General features: G+C 63.6%; 20 protein-coding genes, 1 tRNA gene and 1 pseudogene. 14 read left to right on the top strand and 8 right to left on the bottom strand.

Translation table 11 applies throughout. From position 1 onward, the window contains the following. The gene (locus NKH98_RS10730) at positions 1-1,545 is read right to left on the bottom strand and encodes a DUF4153 domain-containing protein (RefSeq protein ID WP_352898235.1); all 1,545 of its coding nucleotides are present in this window, start codon (positions 1,543-1,545) and stop codon (positions 1-3) included. 281 nt (positions 1,546-1,826) lie between these two features. Between NKH98_RS10730 and NKH98_RS10725 the strand changes: the two are divergent. Both NKH98_RS10725 and NKH98_RS10720 read left to right on the top strand, forming a co-directional pair. Continuing rightward, positions 1,827-2,703 (top strand): annotated as a pseudogene (locus NKH98_RS10725) (HpcH/HpaI aldolase/citrate lyase family protein). Between the two features lie 28 nt (positions 2,704-2,731). Continuing rightward, the gene (locus NKH98_RS10720) at positions 2,732-2,938 is read left to right on the top strand and encodes a DUF1737 domain-containing protein (protein ID WP_352898233.1); all 207 of its coding nucleotides are present in this window, start codon (positions 2,732-2,734) and stop codon (positions 2,936-2,938) included. Between the two features lie 164 nt (positions 2,939-3,102). Here the strand turns inward: NKH98_RS10720 and NKH98_RS10715 are convergent, their stop codons facing one another. Next, complete coding sequence (locus NKH98_RS10715; RefSeq protein ID WP_023680515.1) at positions 3,103-3,525, bottom strand: metallopeptidase family protein; 423 nt, start codon at positions 3,523-3,525, stop codon at positions 3,103-3,105. 183 nt (positions 3,526-3,708) lie between these two features. On the opposite strand from NKH98_RS10715, the gene NKH98_RS10710 reads away from it, so the two are divergent. The 3 genes from NKH98_RS10710 to NKH98_RS10700 are packed head-to-tail and all read left to right on the top strand — an operon-like array spanning position 3,709 to position 9,492. Continuing rightward, a complete protein-coding gene (locus NKH98_RS10710; protein WP_352898230.1) occupies positions 3,709-4,767 on the top strand; it encodes an ImuA family protein in 1,059 nt (352 codons plus the stop codon). Next, the gene (locus NKH98_RS10705; protein ID WP_352898227.1) at positions 4,709-6,187 is read left to right on the top strand and encodes a DUF6504 family protein; all 1,479 of its coding nucleotides are present in this window, start codon (positions 4,709-4,711) and stop codon (positions 6,185-6,187) included. Before NKH98_RS10710 ends, NKH98_RS10705 begins: the two co-directional genes overlap by 59 nt. Beyond that, positions 6,184-9,492: an error-prone DNA polymerase gene (locus tag NKH98_RS10700; RefSeq protein ID WP_352898224.1), complete on the top strand. Its 3,309-nt coding sequence runs from the start codon at positions 6,184-6,186 to the stop codon at positions 9,490-9,492. The genes NKH98_RS10705 and NKH98_RS10700 overlap by 4 nt, the downstream gene beginning before the upstream one ends. 37 nt (positions 9,493-9,529) lie before the next feature. On the opposite strand, the gene NKH98_RS10695 is transcribed toward NKH98_RS10700, so the two are convergent. From NKH98_RS10695 to NKH98_RS10680, 4 genes are all read right to left on the bottom strand, one after another. Further along, complete coding sequence (locus NKH98_RS10695; RefSeq protein ID WP_352898222.1) at positions 9,530-9,769, bottom strand: Trm112 family protein; 240 nt, start codon at positions 9,767-9,769, stop codon at positions 9,530-9,532. A gap of 84 nt (positions 9,770-9,853) precedes the next feature. After that, positions 9,854-10,525, bottom strand: coding sequence for an LON peptidase substrate-binding domain-containing protein (locus tag NKH98_RS10690; protein ID WP_352898219.1), 672 nt, complete (start codon positions 10,523-10,525; stop codon positions 9,854-9,856). Positions 10,526-10,688: 163 nt separating this feature from the next. After that, on the bottom strand, positions 10,689-11,681 hold the full coding sequence (gene trxA, locus NKH98_RS10685; protein ID WP_352898216.1) for a thioredoxin: 993 nt from the start codon (positions 11,679-11,681) through the stop codon (positions 10,689-10,691). Between the two features lie 100 nt (positions 11,682-11,781). Further along, a complete protein-coding gene (locus tag NKH98_RS10680; RefSeq protein WP_352898214.1) occupies positions 11,782-12,279 on the bottom strand; it encodes a prolyl-tRNA synthetase associated domain-containing protein in 498 nt (165 codons plus the stop codon). A 222-nt stretch (positions 12,280-12,501) separates the two neighbouring features. Here NKH98_RS10680 and NKH98_RS10675 point away from each other — a divergent pair. Continuing rightward, positions 12,502-12,576 (top strand) — tRNA-Gly (locus tag NKH98_RS10675). Between the two features lie 141 nt (positions 12,577-12,717). On the opposite strand, the gene NKH98_RS10670 is transcribed toward NKH98_RS10675, so the two are convergent. Continuing rightward, positions 12,718-13,590 carry a ferritin-like domain-containing protein gene (locus tag NKH98_RS10670; RefSeq protein WP_352898212.1) on the bottom strand — a complete coding sequence of 291 codons (873 nt, stop codon included), beginning with the start codon at positions 13,588-13,590 and terminating at the stop codon, positions 12,718-12,720. A 398-nt stretch (positions 13,591-13,988) separates the two neighbouring features. Between NKH98_RS10670 and NKH98_RS10665 the strand changes: the two genes are divergently transcribed. Continuing rightward, the gene (locus tag NKH98_RS10665; protein WP_352898210.1) at positions 13,989-14,327 is read left to right on the top strand and encodes a hypothetical protein; all 339 of its coding nucleotides are present in this window, start codon (positions 13,989-13,991) and stop codon (positions 14,325-14,327) included. Between the two features lie 187 nt (positions 14,328-14,514). Further along, the gene (locus tag NKH98_RS10660; protein ID WP_352898208.1) at positions 14,515-15,753 is read left to right on the top strand and encodes a M24 family metallopeptidase; all 1,239 of its coding nucleotides are present in this window, start codon (positions 14,515-14,517) and stop codon (positions 15,751-15,753) included. Positions 15,754-15,762: 9 nt separating this feature from the next. On the opposite strand, the gene NKH98_RS10655 is transcribed toward NKH98_RS10660, so the two are convergent. Beyond that, positions 15,763-16,635, bottom strand: a complete 873-nt coding sequence (locus NKH98_RS10655) for a helix-turn-helix domain-containing protein (protein WP_352701197.1) — start codon at positions 16,633-16,635, stop codon at positions 15,763-15,765. 106 nt (positions 16,636-16,741) lie between these two features. Between NKH98_RS10655 and NKH98_RS10650 the strand changes: the two genes are divergently transcribed. The 6 genes from NKH98_RS10650 to NKH98_RS10625 all read left to right on the top strand — a co-directional run bounded on the left by NKH98_RS10650 (position 16,742) and on the right by NKH98_RS10625 (position 25,047). Continuing rightward, positions 16,742-18,013: an extracellular solute-binding protein gene (locus NKH98_RS10650; protein ID WP_254817929.1), complete on the top strand. Its 1,272-nt coding sequence runs from the start codon at positions 16,742-16,744 to the stop codon at positions 18,011-18,013. 204 nt (positions 18,014-18,217) lie between these two features. Continuing rightward, positions 18,218-19,078 (top strand): carbohydrate ABC transporter permease, encoded by an 861-nt coding sequence (locus NKH98_RS10645; RefSeq protein WP_352650285.1) that lies wholly within the window; start codon positions 18,218-18,220, stop codon positions 19,076-19,078. Then, positions 19,075-19,941 (top strand): carbohydrate ABC transporter permease, encoded by an 867-nt coding sequence (locus tag NKH98_RS10640; RefSeq protein WP_023720571.1) that lies wholly within the window; start codon positions 19,075-19,077, stop codon positions 19,939-19,941. The genes NKH98_RS10645 and NKH98_RS10640 overlap by 4 nt, the downstream gene beginning before the upstream one ends. Positions 19,942-19,949: 8 nt before the next feature. Then, the gene (locus tag NKH98_RS10635; protein WP_352898206.1) at positions 19,950-21,047 is read left to right on the top strand and encodes an ABC transporter ATP-binding protein; all 1,098 of its coding nucleotides are present in this window, start codon (positions 19,950-19,952) and stop codon (positions 21,045-21,047) included. Positions 21,048-21,103: 56 nt separating this feature from the next. Continuing rightward, positions 21,104-23,137 carry an aldo/keto reductase gene (locus tag NKH98_RS10630; protein ID WP_352898204.1) on the top strand — a complete coding sequence of 678 codons (2,034 nt, stop codon included), beginning with the start codon at positions 21,104-21,106 and terminating at the stop codon, positions 23,135-23,137. A 131-nt stretch (positions 23,138-23,268) separates the two neighbouring features. Continuing rightward, a complete protein-coding gene (locus tag NKH98_RS10625; RefSeq protein ID WP_352898202.1) occupies positions 23,269-25,047 on the top strand; it encodes an NAD(P)-binding domain-containing protein in 1,779 nt (592 codons plus the stop codon). Positions 25,048-25,070 lie beyond the last annotated feature (23 nt).

Here is a 25,070-nt window from a genome sequence, read left to right as displayed (position 1 = left end):
TCAGCGGCCCGGCATGAAGGGTTCGGACATCGGAGGAACCACAAACGGGCCACGCCTGTCGAGGGCGCGGTTGAGCCGCCAGTCACGAAAGCTCCAGCCGCGCCAGTTTTCCTGGCCGGCGCGGAAGCGTGCTTCGTCCTGTGCATACCAGCCGGCGAGTTCGCGGATGGAGGCATCCTGCGCGGAAACCGTCCTGCTCTGGTGCTGCACGAAACGATCGAGTGCCGGCAAGGCGCCGGGCCCGAGCGAGCGCAGGTACCAGACGTCGAGCTGGGTGCCTTGGCCGGTCATTTCGAAGGAATGGTCGACATTGTAGTTGGCGATCAGCGCGGCAAAGTTGATGAACGAGCAGGCATAGAGCGTCGCCGATAGCGTCAGAAGATTGGCGGAAAGCAGCCATTCGTTGGACTTTCCGCGCGCGATGCGGGCGATGATCAGGGCAAGGCCCGCCGCCACCAGCCCCATCCAGACGAAGGCGGCGACACGCCAGTAGGTCAGCGCATAGATGCCGATATAGAGATCGAGCCGCAGGATCGACGAGATCACCAGAACGATGTTCTGCGCCACCCAGACATAGACCAGCCGGCGGATGAGCGGATCGCCGGAGGTCGCGCTGCCCGGCCGCAGCGCCGCCAGCACGAAGCCGGCGGCCAGCAGTGCCGTGACGATCAGCAGGTAGGCACCGCGATGCGCGTAGGCGGCATAGGTCAGCCCGTCGGGAAGTGCGATGCCGCCCCACAGATAGGTGGCGTCGAGTGCGCTCTGCACCGCGAAAAGGATGTTGAAGACGACGAGCGCGCGGAGGATAGCGGCCTTGCCGAAGACGATTTCCTCGATCGTCGTCCTGGTGGCCGGCGTCGCCGCTGCGCTGGCTGGCGACACCCTGCGGCGGCGGAGAAACCGCGGCAGGCGCGGCCGCAGAAAGGCCCATACGCCGACGAGCACGGACAGCCAGAAGGCAAGACGCGGCAGCTGCATGAGGTTGAGCAGGGCGAAGAGGTCAATCAGCGAAAAGCAGTATTCGATGACCGGATTGGCGGCGCCGAACAGCGCGAGAAACACTGCGCCGAGGCTCAGCGGCATGACCCAGACGGCGATCGCCGCAAGGCGCACGCGCCGCCTGCCAAGCCGCCGCGCCGCCGTGCGCCAGCGGAAGAAATCGCCGATGAACCGAAAAGGCGCTGCGAGCAGGAAGGTCAAAAGCTGGCCGGCAACGCGGGCAAGCCCGTGTCGCAATCGCCCTCCCAGCGAAAGCACGAAGACGGCCATCGCCGCCAGCGCAATGGAGACGGACAGTGCGCTGACATTTTCCACAAGCGGCAGCAGCCCCACAAGCAGCGCAACCGGCTTGAACAAGAACTTGCCATCGTTGAAGACGCCGAGAGGATGGAGAGCCATGCTCGCCGCGGCAATCGCAACGCCGAACAGGAAAAGCGTGATGCCCGCCGGTTGGCCATAGAAGAAGAAATCGGCCAACGCGACGAGCAGGACGGCAACGCCGAAGCGGCTGCAATAGCTCGGCGCCGCCGAGAGGAATACTGTCATGATCGGGCTTTCTCGGCGGCTTTGATGCGGCCGGTGGGCAGGGATTTGCGGACGAAAGGGAGGAGGGTTGCCAAAGTCTGGGGCGGATCGACGAGCCACCAGCTTTCGCGGCGAAGCCGATACGGCACGGACCAACGGGAGTTCGTTTGCTCTTGCATGCCGCCCTTGTCGCATTCTGCCGGGTGGCAAGCGGGGCAGAGACGAGGAGATTTTCCGAAATTACGTGCAGTTTTTATGCACGGCTTGCCTCGGCTGGCTGCAGGCGGCATAGATCGAACATGATCACCGAAAGCTACCGCCCGCGCCGCTCGGTGCTTTACGTCCCGACCTCGAACGACAAAGCATTGGCCAAGATCCCGTCGCTGACCTGCGATGCCGTCGTCATCGATCTCGAGGACGCCGTCGCCCCGGCCGATAAACTTTCCGCGCGCGAGAAACTGGCGGCGATTTTCGCCGGCCGTTCCAACCGGGGCTGCGAGATGGTGGTGCGCATCAATGCGCTGTCGAGCGAATGGGGCGCCGACGATCTGCTGGCTGCGGCAAAATGCACGCCCGACGCCATCCTGCTGCCCAAGGTCGACACGCCGCGCGACATCCTCGAGGCCGGCGACGTGCTAGACGACAATTTTATCGCGGACGAGGTCAAGCTGTGGGCGATGATCGAGACGCCCAAGGCGCTGCTCAATATCGGGCCGATCGCCGAGCTCGGCCGCGACCCTGCCTCGCGCCTGGTTTGTTTCGTTGCCGGAACGAACGACCTGGTCAAGGACACCGGCATTCTCGCCACGCCCGATCGGCGCTATCTCGTGCCATGGCTGATGCAAATGGTGCTCGCGGCGCGTGCCGGCGGCCTCGACCTGCTCGATGGCGTCTTCAATGATTTTCGCGATATGGACGGGTTTGCGCGCGAGTGCACGGAAGCCGCCGCCATGGGTTTTGACGGCAAGTCGCTGATCCATCCAGCCCAGATCGAGGCGGCGAACCGCTTTTGCACCGACGCCTGACGCATTGGCCGAGGCGCGCGCGATCAAGGAAGCCTTCGCGCTTGCCGAAAATGCCGGCAAGGCGGTGATTGCGCTGAACGGAAAAATGGTCGAGCGGCTGCATCTGGCGCAGGCCGAAAAACTGCTGGCGAAGGCCGCCGCTGTTCGCGCATGATTATCGTAACTGACAACAGGATTGAAGAATGAAACTCTACCGCTTTCTGTCCGGCCCGGACGATGCCAGTTTCTGCCACAAGGTGACGGCGGCGCTGAACAAGGGCTGGCACCTGTTCGGCTCACCGACCTATGCCTATGACAAGGAAGCGAAAACCATGCGCTGTGGCCAGGCGGTGGTGAAGGACATCGAGGGCCAGGAATACGGCCCCGACACCAAGCTCAGCGATTTGTAAGCTTTGCAAAAGCGCCGAAGCAGGGTGTGTTGAGATTCAGGTCAGGCCGCGCCGAGAATGGTGGTTTCCGAGAACCGGAGCGGAGCGTACTTTTGGGTACGTGAGCACCGGAAGCGCAGGAAACCGCCGTTCGCAGGCCGGCATCACCTGAATATCAGCACATCCTACTCCGCTGCCTCTTCGATCTTCTCCATATCGTCGTCCGACAGGCCGAAATGGTGGCCGATCTCGTGGATCAGCACATGGGTGACGATGTCGCCCAGCGTTTCCTCGTTCTCGGCCCAGTAGTCGAGGATGGCGCGACGATAGAGCGTGATGCGGTTCGGCCCCTCGCCGGTCTGCGGATTCCAGCGCTCGGCGATGCCGCGCCCCTCGAACAGCCCCAACAGGTCGAAGGGCGTTTCCAGCGAAAGGTCGTCCATGATCTCGTCGGTCGGGAATTCGGCGATCTGAATGACGATCTCGCCGGTCAACTTGCGAAAGTCTTCCGGCAGATGGGCATAGGCCTCCAGCGCCAGGAGCTCGATTTCCTCCATCGTTGGCGAAAGCTGGTCGTGCCAGATGCGTGTTTGGTAGATGCGAGCCATGCTTTGTCCTTTGATCCCGGCATATAGGCTTTCGGGCCGGACTCGGCAAATGGCCGGGCTGGGGTGACCGTGCCACGCCCCTACTAGAGGAATAAATTCCCCATGACTCCGCTTGACTCTTTGGCCGGCCTCTGGAATCTATAGGAACATAACAGGAACAATTGTGAGTGGAAGCTGACCGTCATGGCGACAAGCGCCGTGGCGCGGGAGACTGTTTTTGCCCTGCGCCGCCAGATCGCGAAGATCGAGGGAACGCTGTCCGAGCGTCTGGAGGCGTCGGCCGGCGCAGCCCCCGTTGATGCGGATGTCAGCCCCCAGACTCTGACATTGCCTCGAAATCTAACTATTGTCCGGCGCGGCCTCGCCGTGACTTCGCAGGATGCGTTTTTGTCCACCGGCGCCGAGCGCCTCGACGCTGCGCTGAGCGGTGGCCTGCCGAAGTCGGCGCTGAGCGAGTTTCATGGCGCCGCGACGCGCGATGCCGGGGCCGTCGCCGGCTTTGTGCTCGCGCTCGTCAGCCTGATCCTCAGCCAGGGCCCGCGACTGCCGGTGCTGTGGATCGGCACATCCGAGGTTTTCCGCGAGGCCGGCTTCCCTTACGCCAGGGGGCTTCACGCCTTTTTCGGCATCGAGCCGGAGCAATTGCTGTTTTCCGAGGCGCCAAGGCTGCTCGATGCGCTGTGGGTCGCCGAGGAGGCTGCCCGGATGACGGCGCTGGCCGCTGTCATCCTCGAAATCCGCGGCAGCCCGCAGCGGCTGGATCTCACCGCGACGCGGCGGCTGCACGCCCGGGCGCAGAGTGCCGGCCGGCCGCTGTTCCTGCTGCGCCAGGCCGGCGAGCCCGAGCCGACGGCAGCGCCCGTCCGCCTCATCCTGTCGGCGGCACCGGCGGCAGCGCGCCAGACAATCGCCGGGCCGCTCGCCGGCTCGATCGGCCGGCCCGCCTTCACCGTCGCCATCGGCAAGAGCCGCACGGCCTTGCCCGGACAATTCACACTGGAGTGGAACCCCGATGAACGCATATTCGAAGAAAGACGGGGCGAGCAACGAAGGTCTCAGGAATCGGCCCCAGAGCGGCCAAAGAATCCTGTCCCTATGGTTTCCGCATCTCGCCGCCGAGAGGATCCTGCGGCAGCGTCTGGGGCGGTCCTGGCGTTCCCGGCCGTCGGATCACCTGCCGCTGGTGATCAGCCATCGCCAAGGGAACGCCCAGCGCATCGCCGCCCTAGACGAACGGGCTGAGGCGCTTAATCTGAAACGCGGCATGGGCATAGCCGACGCATGCGCCATGCATCCCTCGATCGACATCGTGGAGGCCGATCCGGAGGCCGACCGGCGCCTGCTCGAAGGCCTCGCCGACTGGTGCGACCGCTATACCCCGCTGGTGGCGCTCGACGGGACCGACGGCCTCTATCTCGACGTCACCGGCTGCACCCATCTTTTCGGCGGCGAACGGTCCATGCTGGACGATATCCTGTCGCGTTTTTTCCATCAGGGCTTCGATGTCCGCGCCGGGCTTGCCGCCACGCCTGGTGCTGCCTGGGCGGCGGCGCGGTTTGCCGGCGACCGCATCGTGCCCGATGGCGAGGAGGAAGCGCTTCTCGCGCCCATGCCGCTGGCGGCGCTGCGCATCGACCCGGAGGTCCGCGCCAGCCTCGAGAGCGTCGGCCTGCGCACGGCCGGCGCCGTCATGGCAGCACCGCGCGCGCCGCTGGCCCGCCGCTTCGGCGCATCGCTGCTCTTGCGTCTCGACCAGGCGCTTGGCCGCCTCGACGAAGCCGTGTCGCCGCGCCTGCCGGTGGCACCGCTTTCGGTCGAGCGTCATCTTGCCGAGCCGATTATGTTGACCGAGGACATCGAGCGGCTGACCGGCATGCTGGCGGCCACCTTGAAGAGCGACCTCGAGCGTCGCGGCGAGGGCGCAAGGCGGCTGGCGCTGCTGCTTTTCCGCGTCGATGGCGGCGTCAGCCGCATCGCGGTCGGCACCTCGCGGCCTCTGCGCGAGCCGCGGCTGATCCAGAAATTGTTCCACGAAAGGCTTGCCGCGCTCGAACGGGATATCGACGCCGGCTATGGCTTCGATCTCGTGCGCCTTTCGGTGCTGACCGCCGCCGCCTTCGACATGCAGCAGGCAGACCTTGCCGGCGAGACGAGCGACGACGGTGCCGATATCGCGCTTTTTGCCGACCGCATTCGCGCCCGGCTCGGCGAAGGCGCGGTCTTGAAGCCGGTTGCCGTCGAGAGCCATTTGCCGGAGCGCGCCGTCGCCACCCTTCCCTTCACGGAGGCGCCGCAGAGAAGCTCGCCGCCGAAGCAGCCGGACAAGGCGAAGGACGCTCCCACGACCGTCTTCCAGCCTGAGCGACCGATCCGGCTTTTCCGTTCGCCCGAGCCGATCGAAGTGCCAGCCACCGAAATGCCGGAAGGCCCGCCTTTGAACTTCCGCTGGCGGCGCGCGCTCTACCGGGTGGCGCGCGCCGAAGGGCCGGAGCGCATCGCGCCGGAATGGTGGCGAGAGGCGGCGGGACGAGAAGATGCCCCGACCCGGGATTATTTCCGCATCGAGGATGCCGACGGCCGCCGTTACTGGCTCTATCGCCAGGGCCTTTACGGCGCCTCTCAAGTCCCGCCGCGCTGGTTCATGCATGGGATCTTCGCATGAATGCGCTGACGGCCATCCCCTATGCCGAATTCGGCATCCAGTCGAACTTCTCGTTCCTGCGCGGTGCCTCGAAACCGGAGGAGCTGGTGGTCGCGGCAAAATTCCTGGGGTTTTCGGCGATCGGTCTCGCCGACCGAAACACGGTGGCGGGCGTGGTACGCGCCTGGCAGCAGGCCAAGGTGGAGGGTGTTTCCTATCATCCCGGCTGCCGCCTGGTTTTTTGCGACGGCACGCCGGACATCCTCGCCTACCCGCAGGACCGCAAGGGCTGGGGGCATCTCTGCCGCATGCTGACACAGGCCAATCTGCGCGACGAGAACGAAAAGGGCGCAACGCTTCTCAAACAGAGCGATCTTCTTGAATGGGGCGATCTCCTGTCGCTGGCCATATTGCCGGATCTGTCGGCGGACGCGGAAGCTGGCCTCGCACTGATTAGCCGGCTCAGGGATCGCTTCGGCGAAAACCTGAGGCTGGCGGTTTCGCCGGATTACCGCGGTAACGACCGCTTCCGTATCGAGCAGGCGGCGGCGATGGCCGAGCTGGCCGGCATCCCGCTGATGGCCACCAACGACGTTCTCTACCATACGTCGGAACGGCGCCCGCTGCAGGACGTGCTGACGGCGATCCGCCTCAATGTGCCCGTCGCCGAGGTGGGGCTGGAGCTGGCGGCCAATGCCGAGCGCCACTTAAAGCCGCCGCTGGAGATGGCACGGCTTTTCCGCAGGCATCCGCAAGCGCTGGCGGAAACGCTGCGTTTTGCCGGCGAGCTGACCTTCTCGCTCAGTGATCTGCAATACAACTATCCCGACGAGCCGACGGAATCGGGCCTCGGGCCGCAGGCCGAGCTGGAAAGGCTGGCCAAGGAGGGGGCCGCCATCCGCTACCCCTCGGGCGTGCCCGCTTTTGTGACGCAACGCATCGAGGAGGAGCTCGCCCTGATCGAGCGCCTGAACTACGCGCGCTATTTCCTGACTGTCCACGACATCGTCAAATTCGCCCGCAGCCAGAACATTCTCTGCCAGGGGCGCGGCTCCGCCGCCAACTCGATCGTCTGCTTCTGCATCGGCATCACCGAAGTTGGCCCGGACAAGATCGACACGCTTTTCGAGCGCTTCATTTCCGAGGAAAGAAACGAACCGCCCGACATCGACGTCGATTTCGAGCATGAAAAGCGCGAGGAGGTCATCCAGTACATCTATTCCAAATACAGTACCAAGCGCACCGCGCTGGCCGCTGCCGTCGTCAGCTACCGGGGCCGCTCGGCGATGCGCGAAGTGGCCAAGGCGATGGGCCTGTCGGACGACGTCCGCAGCGCGCTGTCCAGTTCGATCTGGGGCTGGTCGACCTCGGAACTCGGCGAAAAGGAGACAAAAGCCGGCGGCCTCGATCAGACCGATCCATCGACAAGGCACGTGATCGAATGCGCCAACGAGATCATGGGCTTTCCCCGTCATTTGTCGCAGCATGTCGGCGGTTTTGTCATCACCAGGGACCGGCTCGACGAGATCGTGCCCATCGTCAAGACGGCGATGGACGAGCGCAAGATGGTCGAGTGGGACAAGGACGACCTCGACGCGGTGAAAATCCTTAAAGTGGACGTGCTGGCGCTCGGCATGCTGACCTGCCTGCAGCGCGCCTTCACCCTGCTCCGGGATCATTATCCGGAGGCGCGGGACGATTACGGCCAACCCTATGTGCTGGCCACTCTGCCTGCCGAGGACAAGCGTGTCTACGACATGATCTGCCGCGCCGACACGATCGGCGTCTTCCAGATCGAATCCCGCGCGCAGATGTCGATGCTGCCGCGGCTGCGGCCGAAAAACTTTTACGATCTCGTCATCGAGGTGGCGATCGTGCGGCCCGGCCCGATCCAGGGCGACATGGTCCATCCCTATCTGCGCCGCCGGCAAGGCAAGGAAAAACCCGAATACCCCAAGCCGGAACTGGAAAAAATCCTCGGCAGGACGCTGGGCGTGCCGTTGTTCCAGGAGCAGGCGATGAAGATCGCCATCGTCGCCGGCGGCTTCAGGCCGGGCGAGGCCGATGAACTGCGCCGCGCCATGGCGACGTTCAAGCGCACCGGCACGATCGGCAATTACCGCAAGAGAATGGTCGACGGCATGGTCGCCAAGGGCTACGAAAAAGACTTCGCCGAGCGCTGCTTCAAACAGATCGAAGGCTTTGGCGAATACGGCTTTCCCGAAAGCCACGCCGCCTCCTTCGCCCTGCTGGTCTATGCCTCCTGCTGGTTCAAGACCTTCTATCCCGACGTGTTCTGCGCCGCGATCCTGAATTCCCAGCCGATGGGGTTTTACCAGCCGGCTCAGCTTGTCCGCGACGCGCATGACCACGGCGTCGAGATCCGCGAGGTCGACGTCAATTTTTCCGGCTGGGATTGCGCCTTGGAGAAATCGCCTTTCGATCCGGATCGTGTCCTTGACCGCCATGCCCAGATGCGCGGCGTCATCCGGACCAGCCATGCCGTCCGGCTTGGTTTTCGCCAGGTCAAGGGCCTGTCGAAGGAGCGCATGGAGACCTTTGTGCTGCGACGCGGCGACGGCTACGCATCCGTGCGCGATGTCTGGCTGCGCTCGGGCCTCAACGTCGACGAGATCGAAAAACTGGCACAGGCCGACGCTTTCCGCTCGCTTGGATTGAACCGCCGCGACGCTCTATGGGCGGTCCGCGCGCTCGACGGCAAGAGTGCCGCCGAAAAGCTGCCGCTGTTCGATCAGCCGGCGATCCGCTTGCGCGATCTCGAGCCTGAAACCCGGCTCCCGGCAATGCCGCTCGGCGAGCACGTCGTCCACGACTACCGCTCGCTCGGCCTGTCGCTGAAGGCGCACCCGGTCGCCTTTCTGCGTCAAAGGCTGGATCGGTCCGGCGTCACGCCCAATGCGCGGCTCGGCCAGGTGCGGGACGGCCGCCGGGTTTCGGTCGCCGGCCTCGTGCTGGTGCGGCAGCGGCCGGGCAATGGCAAGGCGATTTTCCTGACGCTGGAAGACGAGAATGCGGTCGCCAATATCATTTTCTGGGAAAGAACCTTCAACCGCTTCCGCCCCATCGTCATGGGCGCGCGTCTCATCCGCGTCACCGGCAAGCTGCAATCGGAATCGGACGTCATCCATATCGTCGCCGAGAAGGTCGAGGATCTGACGCCGTGGCTGTCGGTGCTGCTCGAGGAGGCAAGGCTTGTGGATGAACCTTCGAGCGGCCCCGAGGAGAAGCGGCCCGATAGCATCGTGCAAACGGAACTATTGGGAAAGGCAGAGGAGGTCATGCCCAAAGGGCGCAATTTTCAATAGACGGGGATCGCTATGGAGCGGCTCTGAACCGCAGCACTCAGGACGTTCCACCCAGGCGCGGTGGCGTGGGCACGGCATCGTCAATGGTGATCGTACGCGCCTCCGAGGGCAGCATGATCGGAATGCCGTCCCGCACCGGATAGGCAAGCTTTGCCACCCGCGAGATAAGCTCGCCGCGCTCCGGATCCCAGGCAAGCGGCCCCTTGGTCAGCGGGCAGGCCAAGAGCTCCAGCAGCTTGGGATCGACAGCCCTGTTCCCGTCACGTCCATCCGCCATTCGATCCATCCTTTCCACAAGGCGACCGCTTCAGGTTTTTGCGCGCGGCCTCCCCTTCTCCCTTGTGGGAGAAGGAGGGCCAACCTACTGCAAACTCGAACCGAAATCCTCATTGTCGCGCGCCAGCGCCATTTCGGTGATGGCGATCAGGGTCTCGGCGCGTGTCTTCAGATCGGCCGCTTCGAGCAGCGCCTGTTTCTCGGCTGGCCCGTAGGGCGCCATCATCGACAGTGCGTTGACCAGCATGGCGTTTTCGGCGCGGCTGACGCTCTCCCAGTCGGCCTCCAGATCGTTGGCCTGCAGATAGGCGCGAAACGCTTTGAGCAGCGCCGGCCGGTCGATCTCGGCGTCTGCCTGCTCCTCGTCGAGATCGGCGAGAAAAGGTGCCAGCCGGCACTGGCGGAACGGCGTCTTGACCGTGAGTTCATGAACAATGCGGAACCGGCACACGCCCTGCAGCGAAATCAGGTAACGGCCGTCGCCGCTCTCGGACAGCGCAATGATGCGCCCGGCACAGCCGACATTGCAGAGCTCCGGCTCACCGTCTGGACGCAGTGCACCGTCGAGGCTGGGCTGAATCATGCCGATCAGCCGCGGCCCGGCGATCGCTTCGTCGACCATCTGCAGATAGCGCGGCTCGAAGATGTTGAGCGGCATGCGGCCTCCCGGCAACAGCAACGCGCCCTCGAGCGGAAAGATCGGCATAGTCGACGGTAAGTCCGCAGCGAGCCGGTAATGCGCGTTTCCCGCCTGCACCTCAATCCTCCGATCGCTTTGTCAGGAAGCGCACCAAATCCGTCTCCTCCCGGCCGGCACAAGGCGCAACACCGGAAACCTGAAATCGAACGCCGTCCGAAAACCTAATCTGGCGCAGCTGCCGCCCACCGCAAGCCCGCGCGACAAAACAGTCTGCGCCGGCTCAGGAAAACAGCAGCGACGACAATTTGCGCCGTGCCGACAGCGTTGCTTCGTCGGTCATGCCCCATGCCTCGAAGAGCTGCAGCAACTGGGTTCTGGCGCCGTCGTCGTTCCACGAGCGGTCTGCCTTGATGATCGCCAGCAGATTGTCGGCCGCCGCCATGCGATCACCCTTGGCGTTCTGGATCATGGCGAGCTCGAACCGTGCCTGGTGATCCCCGGGATTTTCGGCCAGACGCCGTTCCAGTTCCGCCGGATTGCCGAGCACTGCTGCCTGCGCGGCGAGCGCCATCTTGGCGCGCAGCGCGGCGAGCTGGGGCGCATCCTTCTTCGCTTCCGGCGCCCGCGCCAACACCGCCTCGGCACCTTCGGTATCGCCGGCCTCGAACAGCAGATCGCCCAAGCCGGCGATCGCCTCAATCGTCTCCGGCGCCTGTTCCAGGATGGCATCATAAATGTCGGCAGCGGTCTGCACGTCACCGGCGTCGCGCGCCTCGGCAGCGGCGGCCAGTGCCTCGGCCACTTGCGGCGCGCCACCGTTCTTGCCGCCGACCTTCTGAATGAATTGCGTGATCTGGCTCTCGGGAATGGCGCCCATGAAGCCGTCGACCGGCTGGCCGTCCTTGAAGGCAATGACCGCCGGTATCGACTGGATGCCGAGCTGGCCGGCGATCGATGGATGGTCGTCGATATTCATCTTGACCAGCTTGACCTTGCCACCGGCGGCTTTCACCGCCTTCTCCAGCAGCGGCGTCAATTGCTTGCAGGGGCCGCACCACGGCGCCCAGAAATCGACCAGCACCGGCTGGCGACGCGATTCCTGGATGACGTCTGCAGCAAATCCAGCGGTCGTTGTGTCCTTGACGACGTCGGCCGGCGCCTCCGCAAGCGCGACCTTCTCACGCGCGGCATCGGTGCCGCCATATTGCACGGTGGTGGCATACTGGCCGCCATTGCTGCCAAATGGGCCGCCAAAGGGATTGCTATCGCTCATCTCGTCGCCTTTCGGTCGCGCCGCCGGCCAAGGGACGGGCGCAACATCCTTCTTTAGAACCCGGTTTCAGTCACCCCGGTCTTAGTCACCCATGTGGCGATCATGCCGAGACTTTCAAGATAACAGCATCATGTCCGGTTGCCTCGACGAATTTGACCAGGTCCGCGGCAGCGATGGAAGTCGTCGCTTCATTGGTCAGCGGGTGGGCATTGACCACCGCATGGCTCATCAGCTTCTCGTCCAAAACGACCTTGACCCTTCGCTCGGTGTCGTTGATCAGCCCGAACACCGTGACCGCGCCCGGGACGACGCCGAGAAGCTCCATCAGCATCTCCGGCCGGCCGAAAGACACGCGCCCCGCAGCGCCGATCAGATGGTGGATCTGCTTGAGATCGACCACCGCCTCCTCGTCGACGCTGATCAGGAAGAAATTGTCCTTCTTGTCCTTGAGGAACAGGTTCTTGGTGTGGCCGCCGGCAATCTCACCGCGCAGCGCCTGCGAATCGGCGACCGTGAACAGCGGCGGATGCCGCCGCGTCGATACCTCGATCCCGAGTCCGGCAAGAAAGGCGAAAAGTTCGGCTTCGGTCTTCGGCATCGGTCTTTCTTCTGGTGGCCCGCTTTCAACGGCTTGTTTGGCTAACGCCGTTTACGGCCAATGATGCGGCCAAGACAAGTCCGTCGCGCAACGCGGGGGGTGATTGCCTTGCGACGTCCCGGAGGAGCACTTCTCCGCAAGCAAAAAGCCTGCGAATTCCCTGTTGCAATCGCCGCGCTCTTCAGCCATATAGGCGCGGCTTGCGGCCCAAAAGCCGCGCGAGCGGGTGTAGCTCAGGGGTAGAGCACAACCTTGCCAAGGTTGGGGTCGAGCGTTCGAATCGCTTCACCCGCTCCATTTCTCTCAAGGGAAATCAAGCATCGAAAAGCCGCGGTCCGCCGCGGCTTTTTCGTTTTTGCGCGCCAACAGGGCGCAGCGCGCCGAATCGCCTGGCCGCGCGCGCAAGTTCATTTGCCACGAGATTCATCCGCAGACCGCTCAGGTGCTTTTGAGCGTTCCGTTCATTCCGTTCGGGTAGAAGCCGCCCTTGCTGACGCCTTTCTGGTCGGTCAGATAGACGATCCGAAGCACTTCTTGCGGCGTCCTCGTGAAGGCGATTGCATCCGGGGTCGATGGAACGATATTGGCTTTGCCGTCCACTCGGATGCCCTGGTCCTTGTCTTCCGGTCCATCGATCTTGTCGCGGGCGTCGGAAACCGCATTGGCGGCCTTCCAGGCATCCTCGCCCATTCGGTAAAGCGACGATCGCGCCATCCCCATGTGATAGGCCTCGACGGCCAGAATGCCAGCGGCGGCGGCCTGGAAATCCTTGTTTTTCAGAAGGGGCGCGGCGCCGGCATAGGCAGTGACGCCGACATCCTCGAACAGCATGCCGCCGAGCACGAAGTTCATCTGGTTGCCGAAAGGATCGAAGTCCGCTCCGAGCCCCGCCGCCTTGGCAACCGCCGCAAAGCCCGCATCGAAATCGATTGCCGGCCGGTCGACGGCATCGCTTCCAAGTGTCTTGCGATAGAACCTGACATGGGCAAGTTCGTTTTCGGCGACCTCACGCATGAACTCGCGGATTGCAGGCGTGTCAAAGCTAACCTGTTTGCCGCCAGCCACAGCGCCGGCCTTCGGGCCGGCATCCGAGTCATCGATCCCTTTTCCGGTGGTGCCGCGCAGGTAATATTCGGCTTCCATATATTCGAGATTGAGGGCGAACCGGAAAATGTCTTCGTCTTTGACCTCATCCTGCGCATAGGCGCGGGGAACCGGGGCAAGCCCGGTGGCCGAAGCGAGCGTCGCTCCCAGGCCAAACTGCAATGCGCGGCGGCGTGAAACACGAAATGCAGGCGTGACGCGGATCATGGCTTCCTCCCAAAAGCCCGCCGGCATCAAACATTTTGGCACCTCAAAAGCGGGCCTGCGCTCCCAACTTCACGAACTGTGGAATGTTCCTCAATCGCCTTAAATGATCTCGCCGGATGGCGAGCACCGAGGTTTCCTCGATTGTAACCTCATGTCAGCCGACGCACATGCGCTGTAGCGGCGCTGGATCTGACGGCAGCAAAATCCAGCCGTTGCGGTCGTCCGAAGTACGCTGTCGATAAAATTCAGGACTTTTGCGTGCCGGTTTCGGACCAAGGTCCGTCTTGTGGAATGCTGTATTTGAACAAAGCTAGGTAACAGCCGGCTTTCACATTGGAAGTCCTGACGTTTTTCATCTGGAACCCATCCTGGCGGGAGGGCGACTCGAAGGAGGAACTATGAAAACGCGCACCTGTCTATTCGCGACTGTGGCCGCTCTCACCCTTGTCGCATCTCCGGTCCTCGCTGCTCCCGGCGGCAATGGCAATGGCAACGGCAATGGCGGCAGCAACGGCAATGGCGGAAACTCGGCCGGGGCCGGCTCGCAGGGACACGGAGCCGCCACTTCCGCCGCGGCCAAGGACAAGTCGACGACCGGAGTTGCTCACGCAGCCGCGGTCGTTGCGACGACACCGGCCTCGCCGAAAGCCACGCTGGCCTTGCAGGCAGCGCTGGCAAGACAGACCGCGGATGACGCGGCAGACACTGCCGACGACACCTCCGACGAAACCGAATAAGGCTTCGAAGCAGCCACTTGTTGTGTTGAAAAGCCGCGGTTCGCCGCGGCTTTTTCGTTTCCCGACGACGAACTCTCAAGGTGAACAGCGCTTCCAGAAAAAAGCTGCTCCACGGCGGCACTGAAACTAGGCTAAGGCCAAACGCCGCCGCATCGGCGTCGGTTTCGATTCCATTTGAGGAGATCCCATGACCGGCTTTGTCGACCGCGAGCGCGCAACTGACCTGATGCAGCGCGCCGGCATCGAGGCGCTGGTGCTTTGCGAGCCCGAGGCGTTCCAATATGCCACCGGTGCCTGGATCGGCCCGGCCGGCCTGTTCCGGCGGGCCGGCGCCGGTTTCGTCGTTATTCCCAAGCGAGGCGACCTGCCGATCGGCGTCGTGGTGGCGGATTTCCAGGCTGCCCAGCTCCCGGCGGCGATGGCCGGCGCCATGGTACGCACGCATCCGATCTGGATCGAATCGGCGTCGCTCGAGCCGGCGACGGCCGACCGGCCTGTTGCGCAGCGCATCGAGCCCGGCCTGGTTGGCCGCGCCCCCGGTTTTTCACGTCCAGCGACCTTCGAGCTTGCCCGCTCCGTCCGCGAGCTGAAAACGATCCTCGCAGAATTGGGGCTGGAGCGTGCGACGCTCGGCATCGAGCTGGATTTCGTCTCGGCCAACGATTTTTCCGCGATGCAGGCGATGTTGCCGGGCACTGCCCTGGTCAACGGTTCGCCGATCCTCGACCGGCTGCGGGCGATCAAGTCGCAGAGCGAGATCGACCTGTTGCAGCAGGGCATCGTCCTGTCGGAGGCCGGCCTGTCGCGGCTGCAGCAGCATGCAGCGGCCGGCATGCGTCAGTCTGAGCTGGTCGCGCTTTACCGGCAAGGTGTCGCGGATGCAGCCGCCGGGTCGTCGCAGCAAATCTCGACGGCGGAATACGTCACGCTGGGCGCTCGCCCAAAAGGCGCCGACGCGATCGCCGCCGCCGGCGATCCGCTGAAGGCCGACATGGTGTGCAGCGTGAACGGCTATGCCTCGGATATGTCGCGGAATTTCACCTTCGCGCCGCCGTCGCCCGAACAGGCCGAATTGCATGCGATAGCCGAACGCGCCTTCGCCGACGGGCTTGCCGCGCTTATGCCCGGAAAGCCGTTGGCCACTGTGTATCGCGCCGCCAGCGACAGCCTGGCGCGCCAGGGCCTGCGTTCCTATCGCCGCGGCCATTTCGGCCACGGCGTCGGCCATTCCGTGTTTTCCGAGCAATGGCTGTTCATTTCGGCCGACTGCGATGTCGCGATCGAACCCGGCATGGTGCTGGCATTCGAGATCCCGCTCTACATCGACGGTCTCGCCAGTTTCAATCTCGAGGACCAGTTCCTGATCACCGCCAACGGGCCGCTGCCGATGAACCGCCTGCCGAGACGTCTGGGGGTTATCGGCTGAATCCAGCCGTTATCTGGCGCCGGCCACGCCCCTGCGGAAATCCGACGGCGACATGCCGGCAAGCTTGCGGAACGACTTGTTGAACGCGCTGAGGGAGCCGAAGCCCGATTCCATGGCGACGCGCAGCACATTGGCATCCTGATGCATCAGCAGCGCCTGCGCGTAGCTGAGGCGCAGCAGATTCACATATTCATTGAGCGTCATGCCGGTCGATTTCTTGAAGATGCTCATGGCGTATTTGGGATGGATGTCGGCCGCCGCGGCGATGTCGACGCAATCGATCTCGTAGAGGAAATTCTCCGCAATGAAGTCGCACATGCGCCCGACATTGCGCAGCGATTGCTGATCGAACGGGCTGCCTAGCTCCTGTTCGACCGGCGTTTCCGGCACCAGCCGGTAGGGCTCGAATCGCACCCGCTCAAGCCGCAGCAAAAGCTCGTTGACGGCATGCTCCGCCTTGACCGGGTCGCCGGAGCGGGCATAGCGGTTCCAGCGCTCGAAATTGTGGTCGTCCGACCGGTCGGTGGCGTCGGTCACCAGCGTCGCGCCGGTCATCAGCCTGTTGCGGACGTCGACGGGCAAATGCAGCCGGAAGAAATGAACCAGCGGCAGATGCGCGCCGGCGTAGATGGCATCGTCGGAGGCTTCGTCCATCTGGTGCGGCAGGCCGCCCCAGAACAGGCACATGTCGCCCGCAGAGAGCGAAAGCCCGTGCCCGTCCATGCGGTAATGCACGGCGCCACGCACGATGAAATTCACCTCGACCTGGGCATGCCAATGTGGCTTGAGCATCACCAGGGGCTGGGTGTGGAACATTTGCAGCAGCAGCGGCAGGCCCTCCACGCTGCTGGCGCCAGGCTGGTAAAACGGCCTTTCCGGCATCTTACTTTCCGCTCATTTCTTATTCCCTTTGTCGCGGACAAGGCTTTCCCGAAGCCTAGTCTAGCCACGCTCGCAAACAGAGAGCAACTGAAATGGGAGGATTTCAATGCGCTTAAAATTGACCTGCGCCGCGCTCGCGCTTGCCTTGGGCTCCAGCCCGGCCTTTGCGCAGTCCGGTGAAATCACGATCTGGAGCTGGAACATCGCCGCTTCGTCGCTGAAGGCCACCATAGCGGGCTTCAACAAGCAGTATCCCGACATCAAGGTCACGGTCGAGGACCTCGGCAACCAGCCGACCTACGACAAATCGATCGCCGGCTGTGCCGCCGGCGGCGAGGGGCTGCCGGACATCGTGACGATCGAGAACGGCGAGGCGGAAAACTACTGGAGCCAGTTCCCGGATTGCTTCGTCGACCTGCATACGCTCGGCTACACCGCGGAAGACCAGGCAAAATTCCCCGACTTCAAGCGTACCGAGCTCGAGGTTGACGACAAGGCCTATGCGATGCCCTGGGATTCGGGCCCTGTAGCGATGTTCTACCGCCGCGACTTCTATGAGAAGGCCGGCGTCGACCCGTCTTCGATCAAGACCTGGGACGATTTCATCGCCGCCGCAAAGAAGATCCAGGCCGCCAATCCCGGCGTGACGATGACCAACGCCGATTTCAACGGCGATTCCGAATTCTTCCGCATGATCTCCAACGAGCAGGGCTGCGCCTATTTCTCCGCCGATGGTCAATCGATCACCGTCAATCAGCCCAAATGCGTCGATGCCATGACCAAGATCAAGGAGATGAAGGACGCCGGCATCATTTCCTCTGCCGACTGGAGCACCAAGATCACCAACAACACCGCCGGCAAGGTCGCCAGCCAGATGTATGGCGGCTGGTATGAAGGCACCATACGCACCGAGTCGCCCGATGGCGCAGGCAAATGGGGCGTCTATCTGATGCCGAGCCTGACCGCCGACGGTCCGCGCGCCGCCAATCTCGGCGGCTCCTCGCTCGCCATCACTTCGGTGTCGAAGAACAAGGAAGCCGCCTACGCCTATCTGAAATACACGCTAGGGACGAATGAGGGCCAAATCACCATGCTGAAAGGCTTCGGCCTGGTGCCGTCGCTGATCTCGGCGCTCAACGACCCTTATGTCTCCGAAGGCCTGCCCTATTGGGGTGGCCAAGCCGTGTGGAAGGACATTCTCGGCACCTTGCCCAAGGTCGTCCCCAGCCGCGGCACTCCGTTCCAGAGCGACGCCGAAATCATCATCCGCGCGGTGCAGACCAAATATCTGGCCGGCGGCTATCCCGACGCCAAGGCAGCGCTCGACGATGCCGCAAGCCAGATCGCCGCGGCGACCGGCCTACCGGTCAAGTCGTGATCTAGACGAGGCGGCTCCGAGCGCACGGCTCCCCTTCTCCCCTTGTGGGAGAAGGTATCGCCGAAGGCGGCGGATGAGGGGTGCTCCAGCTTGGCGCCGGCGGCACTCCGGCCATCACCCCTCAACCGTCTCGGCGCTATGCGCCGATCCACCTTCTCCACAAGGGGAGAAGGTAAGAACTTGAAAGCAGAAAGGAGGAAAACGATGCGCTACCAGAACGCCACGGCTTATCGCTTTCTCGCGCCCTATCTGCTGATCTTCTCGATCTTCTGGCTGTGGCCGATCATCGATTCCTTCCTGATCTCGTTCCAGGCGACGCGCACCGTGCCGTGGCGGTTCGCGCCGACCTTCAACTGGGGCCGGCTGATCGGCGACCCCGCCTTCTTCAATGCCTTGAAGAACACATTGCTGATCCTCGTCATCCAGGTGCCGGTGATGATTTCGCTGGCGATAGTGATGGCGGTGCTTTTGAATTCGCCGCTGCTCAAGGCACGTGGCCTGTTCCGATTTGCCTTCTTCGCGCCTGTCGTGGTCGGTGAGGTCGCCTATTCGGCGGTTTTCCGGCTGATGTTCAATCTCGACTACGGCATCATCAACAAGTTGCTGAACAGCATCGGACTGCCCACTGTCGACTGGTTTACCAACGTCACCCCGGCGATGGCGGTGATCATGATGGCGGTGACCTGGCGCTGGGCCGGCTACAACGCCATCATCCTGCTCGCCGGCCTGCAGTCCATCCCCGAGGATGTCTACGAGGCGGCAACCCTGGACCGGGTCAGCAAGGTCAAACAGTTCTTTTATATCACGCTGCCCCTGCTCAAGCCGATCATCGTGTTCTGCGCCGTGCTGTCGATCATCGGCACCATGCAGCTGTTCACCGAGCCCTTCCTGATCACCGAGCGCGGCGGGCCGGGCGGCGGCACCGAAACGCTCGGGCTGCTGCTTTACCGCCAGGGCTTCCGGTCGCTCAATTTCGGCTATGCTTCGGCCGTCGCCTACACCATGGCCGGGCTGGCGATTGCCATTTCGTTGGTGCAGATATGGCTGACGAGGGAACCGAAATGACCTCGCGCTCCCCAATCAGCCATTCCCGGGTCAGCCGTTCCCAGGCCAGATTGGGCCGCAGCATCGCGCTGCATCTGTTCCTGACGCCGCTGGCGCTGGTCTGGCTGTTTCCGCTGTGGATGATGGTGGTCTTTTCCACGATGCCCGACAATGGCATCTTCAGCCCCGACATCGAGCTTTTGCCGCACGGCAATTTCCTCGACAATGTCAGCAATCTGCAGCGCGGCACCAATTTCATCGGCGCCATCGGCATCTCCGTCTCGGTGGCGGTGACCTATACCTTCCTGTCGGTGATGCTCACCTCGATGGCCGGCTGGGCGCTGGCGCGTTACAACTTCTTCGGCAAGGGCATGGTCGTAGCCATCATCTTCGGCACCATCACGCTGCCCTATGCGGTCGTGCTGATCCCGCAATTCATCATGGTGGCGCGCGACTTCAAGCTCGCCAACACCTGGGTGGCGCTGATCGTGCCGCCGCTGTTCAACTCGCTGGGCGTGCTGTTCATGCGGCAGAGTTTTTCGATGATGCCGCACGAGCTGTTCGACGCGGCCAAGGTCGAGGGCGTCAAGGAATGGCGGATATTCCTGTTCGTCGCATTGCCTCTGGCGCGGCCGATGCTGGCGGCGCTCGCCATCATTCTCTTCCTTGCTTCCTGGAACAATTATCTCTGGCCGCTGCTGATCAATTCCAAGCCGGGCGCAATGACCGCGCCGGTGGCGCTCGGCACGCTGATCGGTCTCACCAAGGTGTCCTGGGGCGGCATCATGGCGGGCGCGGTGATGCTGACGGCGCCAATGCTCGTCGTGTTCGTGCTTCTGCAGCGCCATTTCGTCGCCGGCATCGCCGCCGGCGCCATCAAGTAAGGATCAGCATGGCTGCAGTCACACTCAAAAACGTCATCAAGCGCTTCGGCGTCTTCGAGATCGTCCACGGCGCCAATATCGATATCGATGACGGCGAATTCGTCGTCTTCGTCGGCCCTTCCGGCTGCGGTAAGTCCACGCTGCTCCGGATGATCGCCGGGCTCGAGGACATCAGCGACGGCGAGATCGCCATTGGCGGCAAGGTGGTGAACGACGTCGAGGCGGCCGATCGCGGCATCGCCATGGTGTTCCAGTCGTACGCGCTCTATCCGCACATGACGGTCGAGCAGAATCTGAGCTTCGGCCTGAGAATGACCGGCAACCCCAAGGCAGATACCGAGCGTCGGGTGAAGCGGGCTTCCGAAATCCTGCGCATCGCCGAGCTGATGAAGCGGCGGCCGCGGCAATTGTCGGGCGGCCAGCGCCAGCGCGTCGCCATCGGCCGCGCCATCGTGCGCGAGCCGCAAGTGTTCCTGTTCGACGAACCGCTCAGCAATCTCGACGCCGAGCTCAGGGTGCAGATGCGCGTCGAGATATCGCGCCTTCACAAGGAGCTTGGCGTTACCATGGTCTATGTGACGCACGACCAGACCGAGGCGATGACACTGGCCGACAGGATCGTCGTGCTCAACGCCGGCAATATCGAGCAGATCGGTGCGCCGCTCGATCTCTACGACGACCCCGCCAACCGCTTCGTTGCCGGCTTCGTCGGCTCCCCGAAAATGAACTTTCTGGCGGCGAAAATGGTCGGGGCCGACAACGGCGCTGCGGTCGTCGAACTGGTCAATCATCGCGGCGCGCTCCTGCGCAAGCCGCTTTCGGATGCTCTGCCTGCGATAGGCGGCGATGTCGTGCTTGGCGTGCGGCCGGAGCATTTCTTCGACGCCGGCCAGGGCGATTGCGACCTTACCCTCAAGGCCGACGTCGCCGAGCACTTGGGATCGGTGAGTTATGTCTATGCCAATTCCGGGACCGGGGGCGGGCGCGAGGAACTGATCATCGAGCGCGAGGCCTCGCGGCATCGCGCGAACGGCGACGACCTGGTGGTGTCGATCAAGGCCGACCGCTCGCTTCTCTTCGACGCCACCGGCGCACGCATTCGCTAACCCATCTTTCTTTTGTCCGATCGCGACTGGTCGCGGCCACCCCACGGAGATTTGACATGACGTCCAAGCCAGAAAAAATTCGCTGGGGCATTCTCGGGCCCGGCAACATCGCCAAGGCGTTTGCCGGCGGCGTCGCCCATTCGCGCACCGGCACCTTAGTCGCCTTAGGGGCGCGCAATCCCGGCAAGGCCGGGCTCACTGAGGCTTTCCCCGGCGCCCGCATCCTCGATGGCTACGAGGCTTTGCTTGGCGATCCGGATGTCGACGCGATTTATATTTCAACGCCGCATCCAAGCCATGCCGAATGGGCGATCAAGGCAGCCGAAGCCGGAAAACATGTGCTTTGCGAAAAGCCGCTTGGCCTGACCGCATTCGAGGCCGACGCCATGATCCATGCGGCGCGCAAGGCCGGCACCTTTCTCGGCGAAGCCTTCATGTACCGGCTGCATCCGCAGACGGCCAGGCTGGTCGAGCTGATCAGGGCCGGCGCGATCGGCGACATCAAGATGATCAAATCCAGTTTCGGCTTCGCCATGCCGGGCTTCATGCCGGAGCACCGGCTTTACGCCAAGGATCTCGCCGGCGGCGGCATTCTCGATGTCGGCGGCTATCCCGTCTCGATGGCGCGGCTGATTGCCGGCGCCGCGGCGGGAAAGCCCTTCGCCGAGCCGGACAAAGTGGTCGGCGCTGCGCATCTCGGCCAATCCGGCGTCGACGAATGGGCGTCGGCGCTGTTGCATTTTCCGGGCGGCATCGTCGCGGAAGTCTCCTGCAGCATTTCGCTCGCGCAGGACAACGTATTGCGTATTCTCGGCAGCAAGGGCCGTATCGAGGTGGCGGATTTCTGGTATGCCGGCGGCCACCAAGGCGGCACCGGCGAAATCCGCATCATCCGTCCGGGTGACACCGAGGTGGTCGAGGTCAAGGAGGGCGGCTGGCTTTACGCATTCGAGGTCGACGCTGCCGGCGAGGCCATTCTCGGCGGGAAGCAGGAGTTCGCCTGGCCAGGCATGGGCTGGGCCGACAGTCTCGGCAATCTGCGCGTGCTCGATAGATGGCGGGCCGCCATCGGCCTCGAATATGACATCGAGAAGCCGGCAAAGCGCGTCAACACGATCTCCGGACGGAAGCTGCGCTCCGGCGGGACCACCATCCCCAAGCGCAGCATTCCGGGCCTGCCGCGGCCGGCCTCGTGCCTGGCGCTCGGCTTCGAGGATTTCCGCACCTTTTCGTCGGGCGCCATCCTGCTCGACGCCTATTTTGAGGCGGGCGGCAATCTGTTCGACACCGCCTTCGTCTACGGTTCCGGCTATACCGAGACGCTGCTCGGCCAGTGGCTGAAGAACCGCGGCGTGCGCGAGCAATCGGTGGTCATCGGCAAGGGTGCGCACTCGCCGCTCTGCTATCCCGACGTCATCGGCAAGCAGCTCACCCAGTCGCTCGAGCGGCTGCAGACCGACCATATCGACGTCTATTTCATGCATCGCGACAATCCGGACGTGCCGGTCGACGAGTTCGTCGATGCGATGGATCGCGAGGTCAAGGCCGGCCGCATTCGCGGTCCGTTCGGCGGCTCGAACTGGACGATGGAGCGCATGGACGAGGCGATTGCCTATGCCGAGCGCACCGGCAAGCAGAAGCCCGGCGCGCTTTCCAACAATTTCTCGCTGGCCGAGATGCTGGAGCCGATCTGGGCAGGCTGCGTCACGTCCTCCAGCGACGAGTGGAAGGCCTGGCTTACCGCCCGGCAAATGCCGAACTTCGCCTGGTCGAGCCAGGGCCGCGGCTTCTTCACCGACCGCGCCGGCCGCGACCGGCGCGACAATGAGGAACTGGTCCGGGTCTGGTACTCGGAGAGGAACTTCGGCCGCCGCGACCGCGCCATCGAGCTCGCCAAACGGCTGGGCAAAAGCCCGATCCACGTCGCGCTCGCCTATGTCCTGGCGCAGCCCTTTCCGTCCGTCCCGCTGATCGGGCCGCGCACGCTCGACGAGTTGGAAGACAGCCTCCAGGCGCTCGACATCTCACTTTCGCCGGACGATCTTGCATGGCTGGATAGCGGTTCGGATCAGGCCCGCGCGCGCGCCTGATAGCGGGGTCTTGCGCAGCGCCCTTAATTTCCGGACTGTTTGCGCTGCCCTCACCTACCCTCTCCCCGCTCTTCGGGAGAGAGGATAAGGTTAAAGGGCAGCGCCGAAGTCGCAGGAGATAGGGAAGACAGATGCTCGACATATCACCGTCGAAACAGGCGGCCACCTGGCTCGGTTCTTTTGCGCGAGCGCTCGAGGCGGGCGACGTCGCGGCCGCAATCAACCTGTTCGTCGAGGACTGTTACTGGCGCGACCTGCTGACCTTCACCTGGAACATCAAGACCATGGAAGGCCGCGCGGCGATCCGCGACATGCTGGAAGCCACGCTGGCAATGACAAGGCCTGCCCGGTGGCAGCTCAGCAGCGAAGCGACTTCGGACGAAGGCGTTATCGAAGCCTGGTTTTCGTTCGAGACGTCATCAGCGTGGGGCCAAGGCATCATGCGCCTCAGGGACGGCAAATGCCGGACACTGTTTACGGCGATGAGCGATCTCAAGGGGTTTGAGGAGCGCAAGGGCCCGGCGCGGCCTCTGGGCGTCCGCCACAAGGCCGATCCGGAGCGCGAGACCTGGCTGGAGGCGAGGGCGCGCGAGACGCGTGAACTCGGCGCCGGCCAGCAGCCTTATTGCCTGGTCATCGGCGGCGGCCAGGGCGGCATCATGCTGGGCGCACGGCTCAGGCAACTCGGCGTGCCGGCCATCATCATCGAGAAGAATGCGCAGGCCGGCGATTCCTGGCGCAATCGCTATCGCTCGCTCGTGCTGCACGACCCGGTCTGGTACGACCATCTGCCCTACATCCCGTTTCCCGAGAACTGGCCGGTGTTCACGCCCAAGGACAAGATGGGCGACTGGCTGGAAATGTATACGCGCGTCATGGAGCTCAACTACTGGACCTCCACAAGATGCATCAGCGCGTCCTATGACGAGGCCGAAAAGGTCTGGACGGTCGAGGTCGACCGCGCCGGCCAGCGCATCACGCTAAAGCCGAAGCACATCGTCTTTGCGACCGGTGCTTATGGCCCGCCCAGGCAGATCGACCTGCCGGGCGCCGAGGCCTTCCAGGGCGAGATCCTGCACTCCAGCCAATATTTCAGCGGCGAGAAATTCCGCGGCAAAAAGGTCGCCGTCATCGGCGCCGCAAGTTCCGGCCATGACGTCAGCGTCGATCTGTGGGAGAGCGGCGCCGAGGTGACGATGGTCCAGCGCTCGCCGACGACGGTGGTCAAGTCGGACACGCTGATGGAGATCGGTTTCGAGATCTTTTCGGAAAAGGCGCTGGCCCGCGGCATCACCACTGAGAAGGCCGACATGATCGTCGCCTCGACGCCGTTCGCGCTGCTGCCACAGGGCCAGCGCGCGCTCTACGACATCATCAAGGCGCGCGACGCGGCCTTCTACGACCGCTTGCGCGGCGCCGGCTTCGCCATCGATTTCGGCGACGACGAGACCGGACTTTTGATGAAGGCCTACCGCACCGGCTCGGGCTTCTACATCGACGTCGGCGCCTGCGATCTGATCATCGACGGCGAGATCGGCATCCGCAGCGGCGTCGGGATCAAGTCGCTGACGCCGACAGGCATCCTCTTCGACGACGGCACCGAACTGGCGGCCGACGCAATCATCGCCTGCACCGGCTATCTCTCGATGAACGAAACGGTGGCGGCGATCATCTCCCGTGAAGTCGCCGACAAGGTCGGGCCGTGCTGGGGGATTGGCTCGGGCGTGAAAGGCGACCCGGGTCCATGGCAAGGCGAATTGCGCAACATGTGGAAGCCGACCGCGCAGGAAGCGCTGTGGTTCCACGGCGGCAATCTGGCGCTGTCGCGCTTTTATTCGAAGTTCGTGGCGTTGCAGATCAAGGCGAGGATGGAAGGCATTGCGACGCCGGTTTATGGGACGCCGCGGTGAAGCTGTGATCTCGTCCTTGAGCG

The organism is Mesorhizobium sp. M0833 (assembly GCF_040319905.1).
Taxonomy (GTDB): Bacteria; Pseudomonadota; Alphaproteobacteria; order Rhizobiales; family Rhizobiaceae; genus Mesorhizobium.
The sequence above is the reverse complement of the archived record's forward strand: the minus strand, read 5'-3'. Positions and strand labels throughout refer to the sequence as shown.

What these genes read in the sequence shown, in the direction of transcription:
- NKH98_RS10665 (WP_352898210.1), top strand. Translation starts at nt 13,989, where the DNA reads ATGAAAACGCGCACCTGTCTATTCGCGACTGTGGCCGCTCTCACCCTT.
- NKH98_RS10710 (WP_352898230.1), top strand. Translation starts at nt 3,709, where the DNA reads ATGGCGACAAGCGCCGTGGCGCGGGAGACTGTTTTTGCCCTGCGCCGC.
- NKH98_RS10645 (WP_352650285.1), top strand. Translation starts at nt 18,218, where the DNA reads ATGCGCTACCAGAACGCCACGGCTTATCGCTTTCTCGCGCCCTATCTG.
- NKH98_RS10730 (WP_352898235.1), bottom strand. Translation starts at nt 1,545, where the DNA reads ATGACAGTATTCCTCTCGGCGGCGCCGAGCTATTGCAGCCGCTTCGGC.
- NKH98_RS10695 (WP_352898222.1), bottom strand. Translation starts at nt 9,769, where the DNA reads ATGGCGGATGGACGTGACGGGAACAGGGCTGTCGATCCCAAGCTGCTG.
- NKH98_RS10720 (WP_352898233.1), top strand. Translation starts at nt 2,732, where the DNA reads ATGAAACTCTACCGCTTTCTGTCCGGCCCGGACGATGCCAGTTTCTGC.
- NKH98_RS10650 (WP_254817929.1), top strand. Translation starts at nt 16,742, where the DNA reads ATGCGCTTAAAATTGACCTGCGCCGCGCTCGCGCTTGCCTTGGGCTCC.
- NKH98_RS10700 (WP_352898224.1), top strand. Translation starts at nt 6,184, where the DNA reads ATGAATGCGCTGACGGCCATCCCCTATGCCGAATTCGGCATCCAGTCG.
- NKH98_RS10625 (WP_352898202.1), top strand. Translation starts at nt 23,269, where the DNA reads ATGCTCGACATATCACCGTCGAAACAGGCGGCCACCTGGCTCGGTTCT.
- NKH98_RS10655 (WP_352701197.1), bottom strand. Translation starts at nt 16,635, where the DNA reads ATGCCGGAAAGGCCGTTTTACCAGCCTGGCGCCAGCAGCGTGGAGGGC.
- NKH98_RS10640 (WP_023720571.1), top strand. Translation starts at nt 19,075, where the DNA reads ATGACCTCGCGCTCCCCAATCAGCCATTCCCGGGTCAGCCGTTCCCAG.
- NKH98_RS10635 (WP_352898206.1), top strand. Translation starts at nt 19,950, where the DNA reads ATGGCTGCAGTCACACTCAAAAACGTCATCAAGCGCTTCGGCGTCTTC.
- trxA (WP_352898216.1), bottom strand. Translation starts at nt 11,681, where the DNA reads ATGAGCGATAGCAATCCCTTTGGCGGCCCATTTGGCAGCAATGGCGGC.
- NKH98_RS10670 (WP_352898212.1), bottom strand. Translation starts at nt 13,590, where the DNA reads ATGATCCGCGTCACGCCTGCATTTCGTGTTTCACGCCGCCGCGCATTG.
- NKH98_RS10680 (WP_352898214.1), bottom strand. Translation starts at nt 12,279, where the DNA reads ATGCCGAAGACCGAAGCCGAACTTTTCGCCTTTCTTGCCGGACTCGGG.
- NKH98_RS10715 (WP_023680515.1), bottom strand. Translation starts at nt 3,525, where the DNA reads ATGGCTCGCATCTACCAAACACGCATCTGGCACGACCAGCTTTCGCCA.
- NKH98_RS10630 (WP_352898204.1), top strand. Translation starts at nt 21,104, where the DNA reads ATGACGTCCAAGCCAGAAAAAATTCGCTGGGGCATTCTCGGGCCCGGC.
- NKH98_RS10660 (WP_352898208.1), top strand. Translation starts at nt 14,515, where the DNA reads ATGACCGGCTTTGTCGACCGCGAGCGCGCAACTGACCTGATGCAGCGC.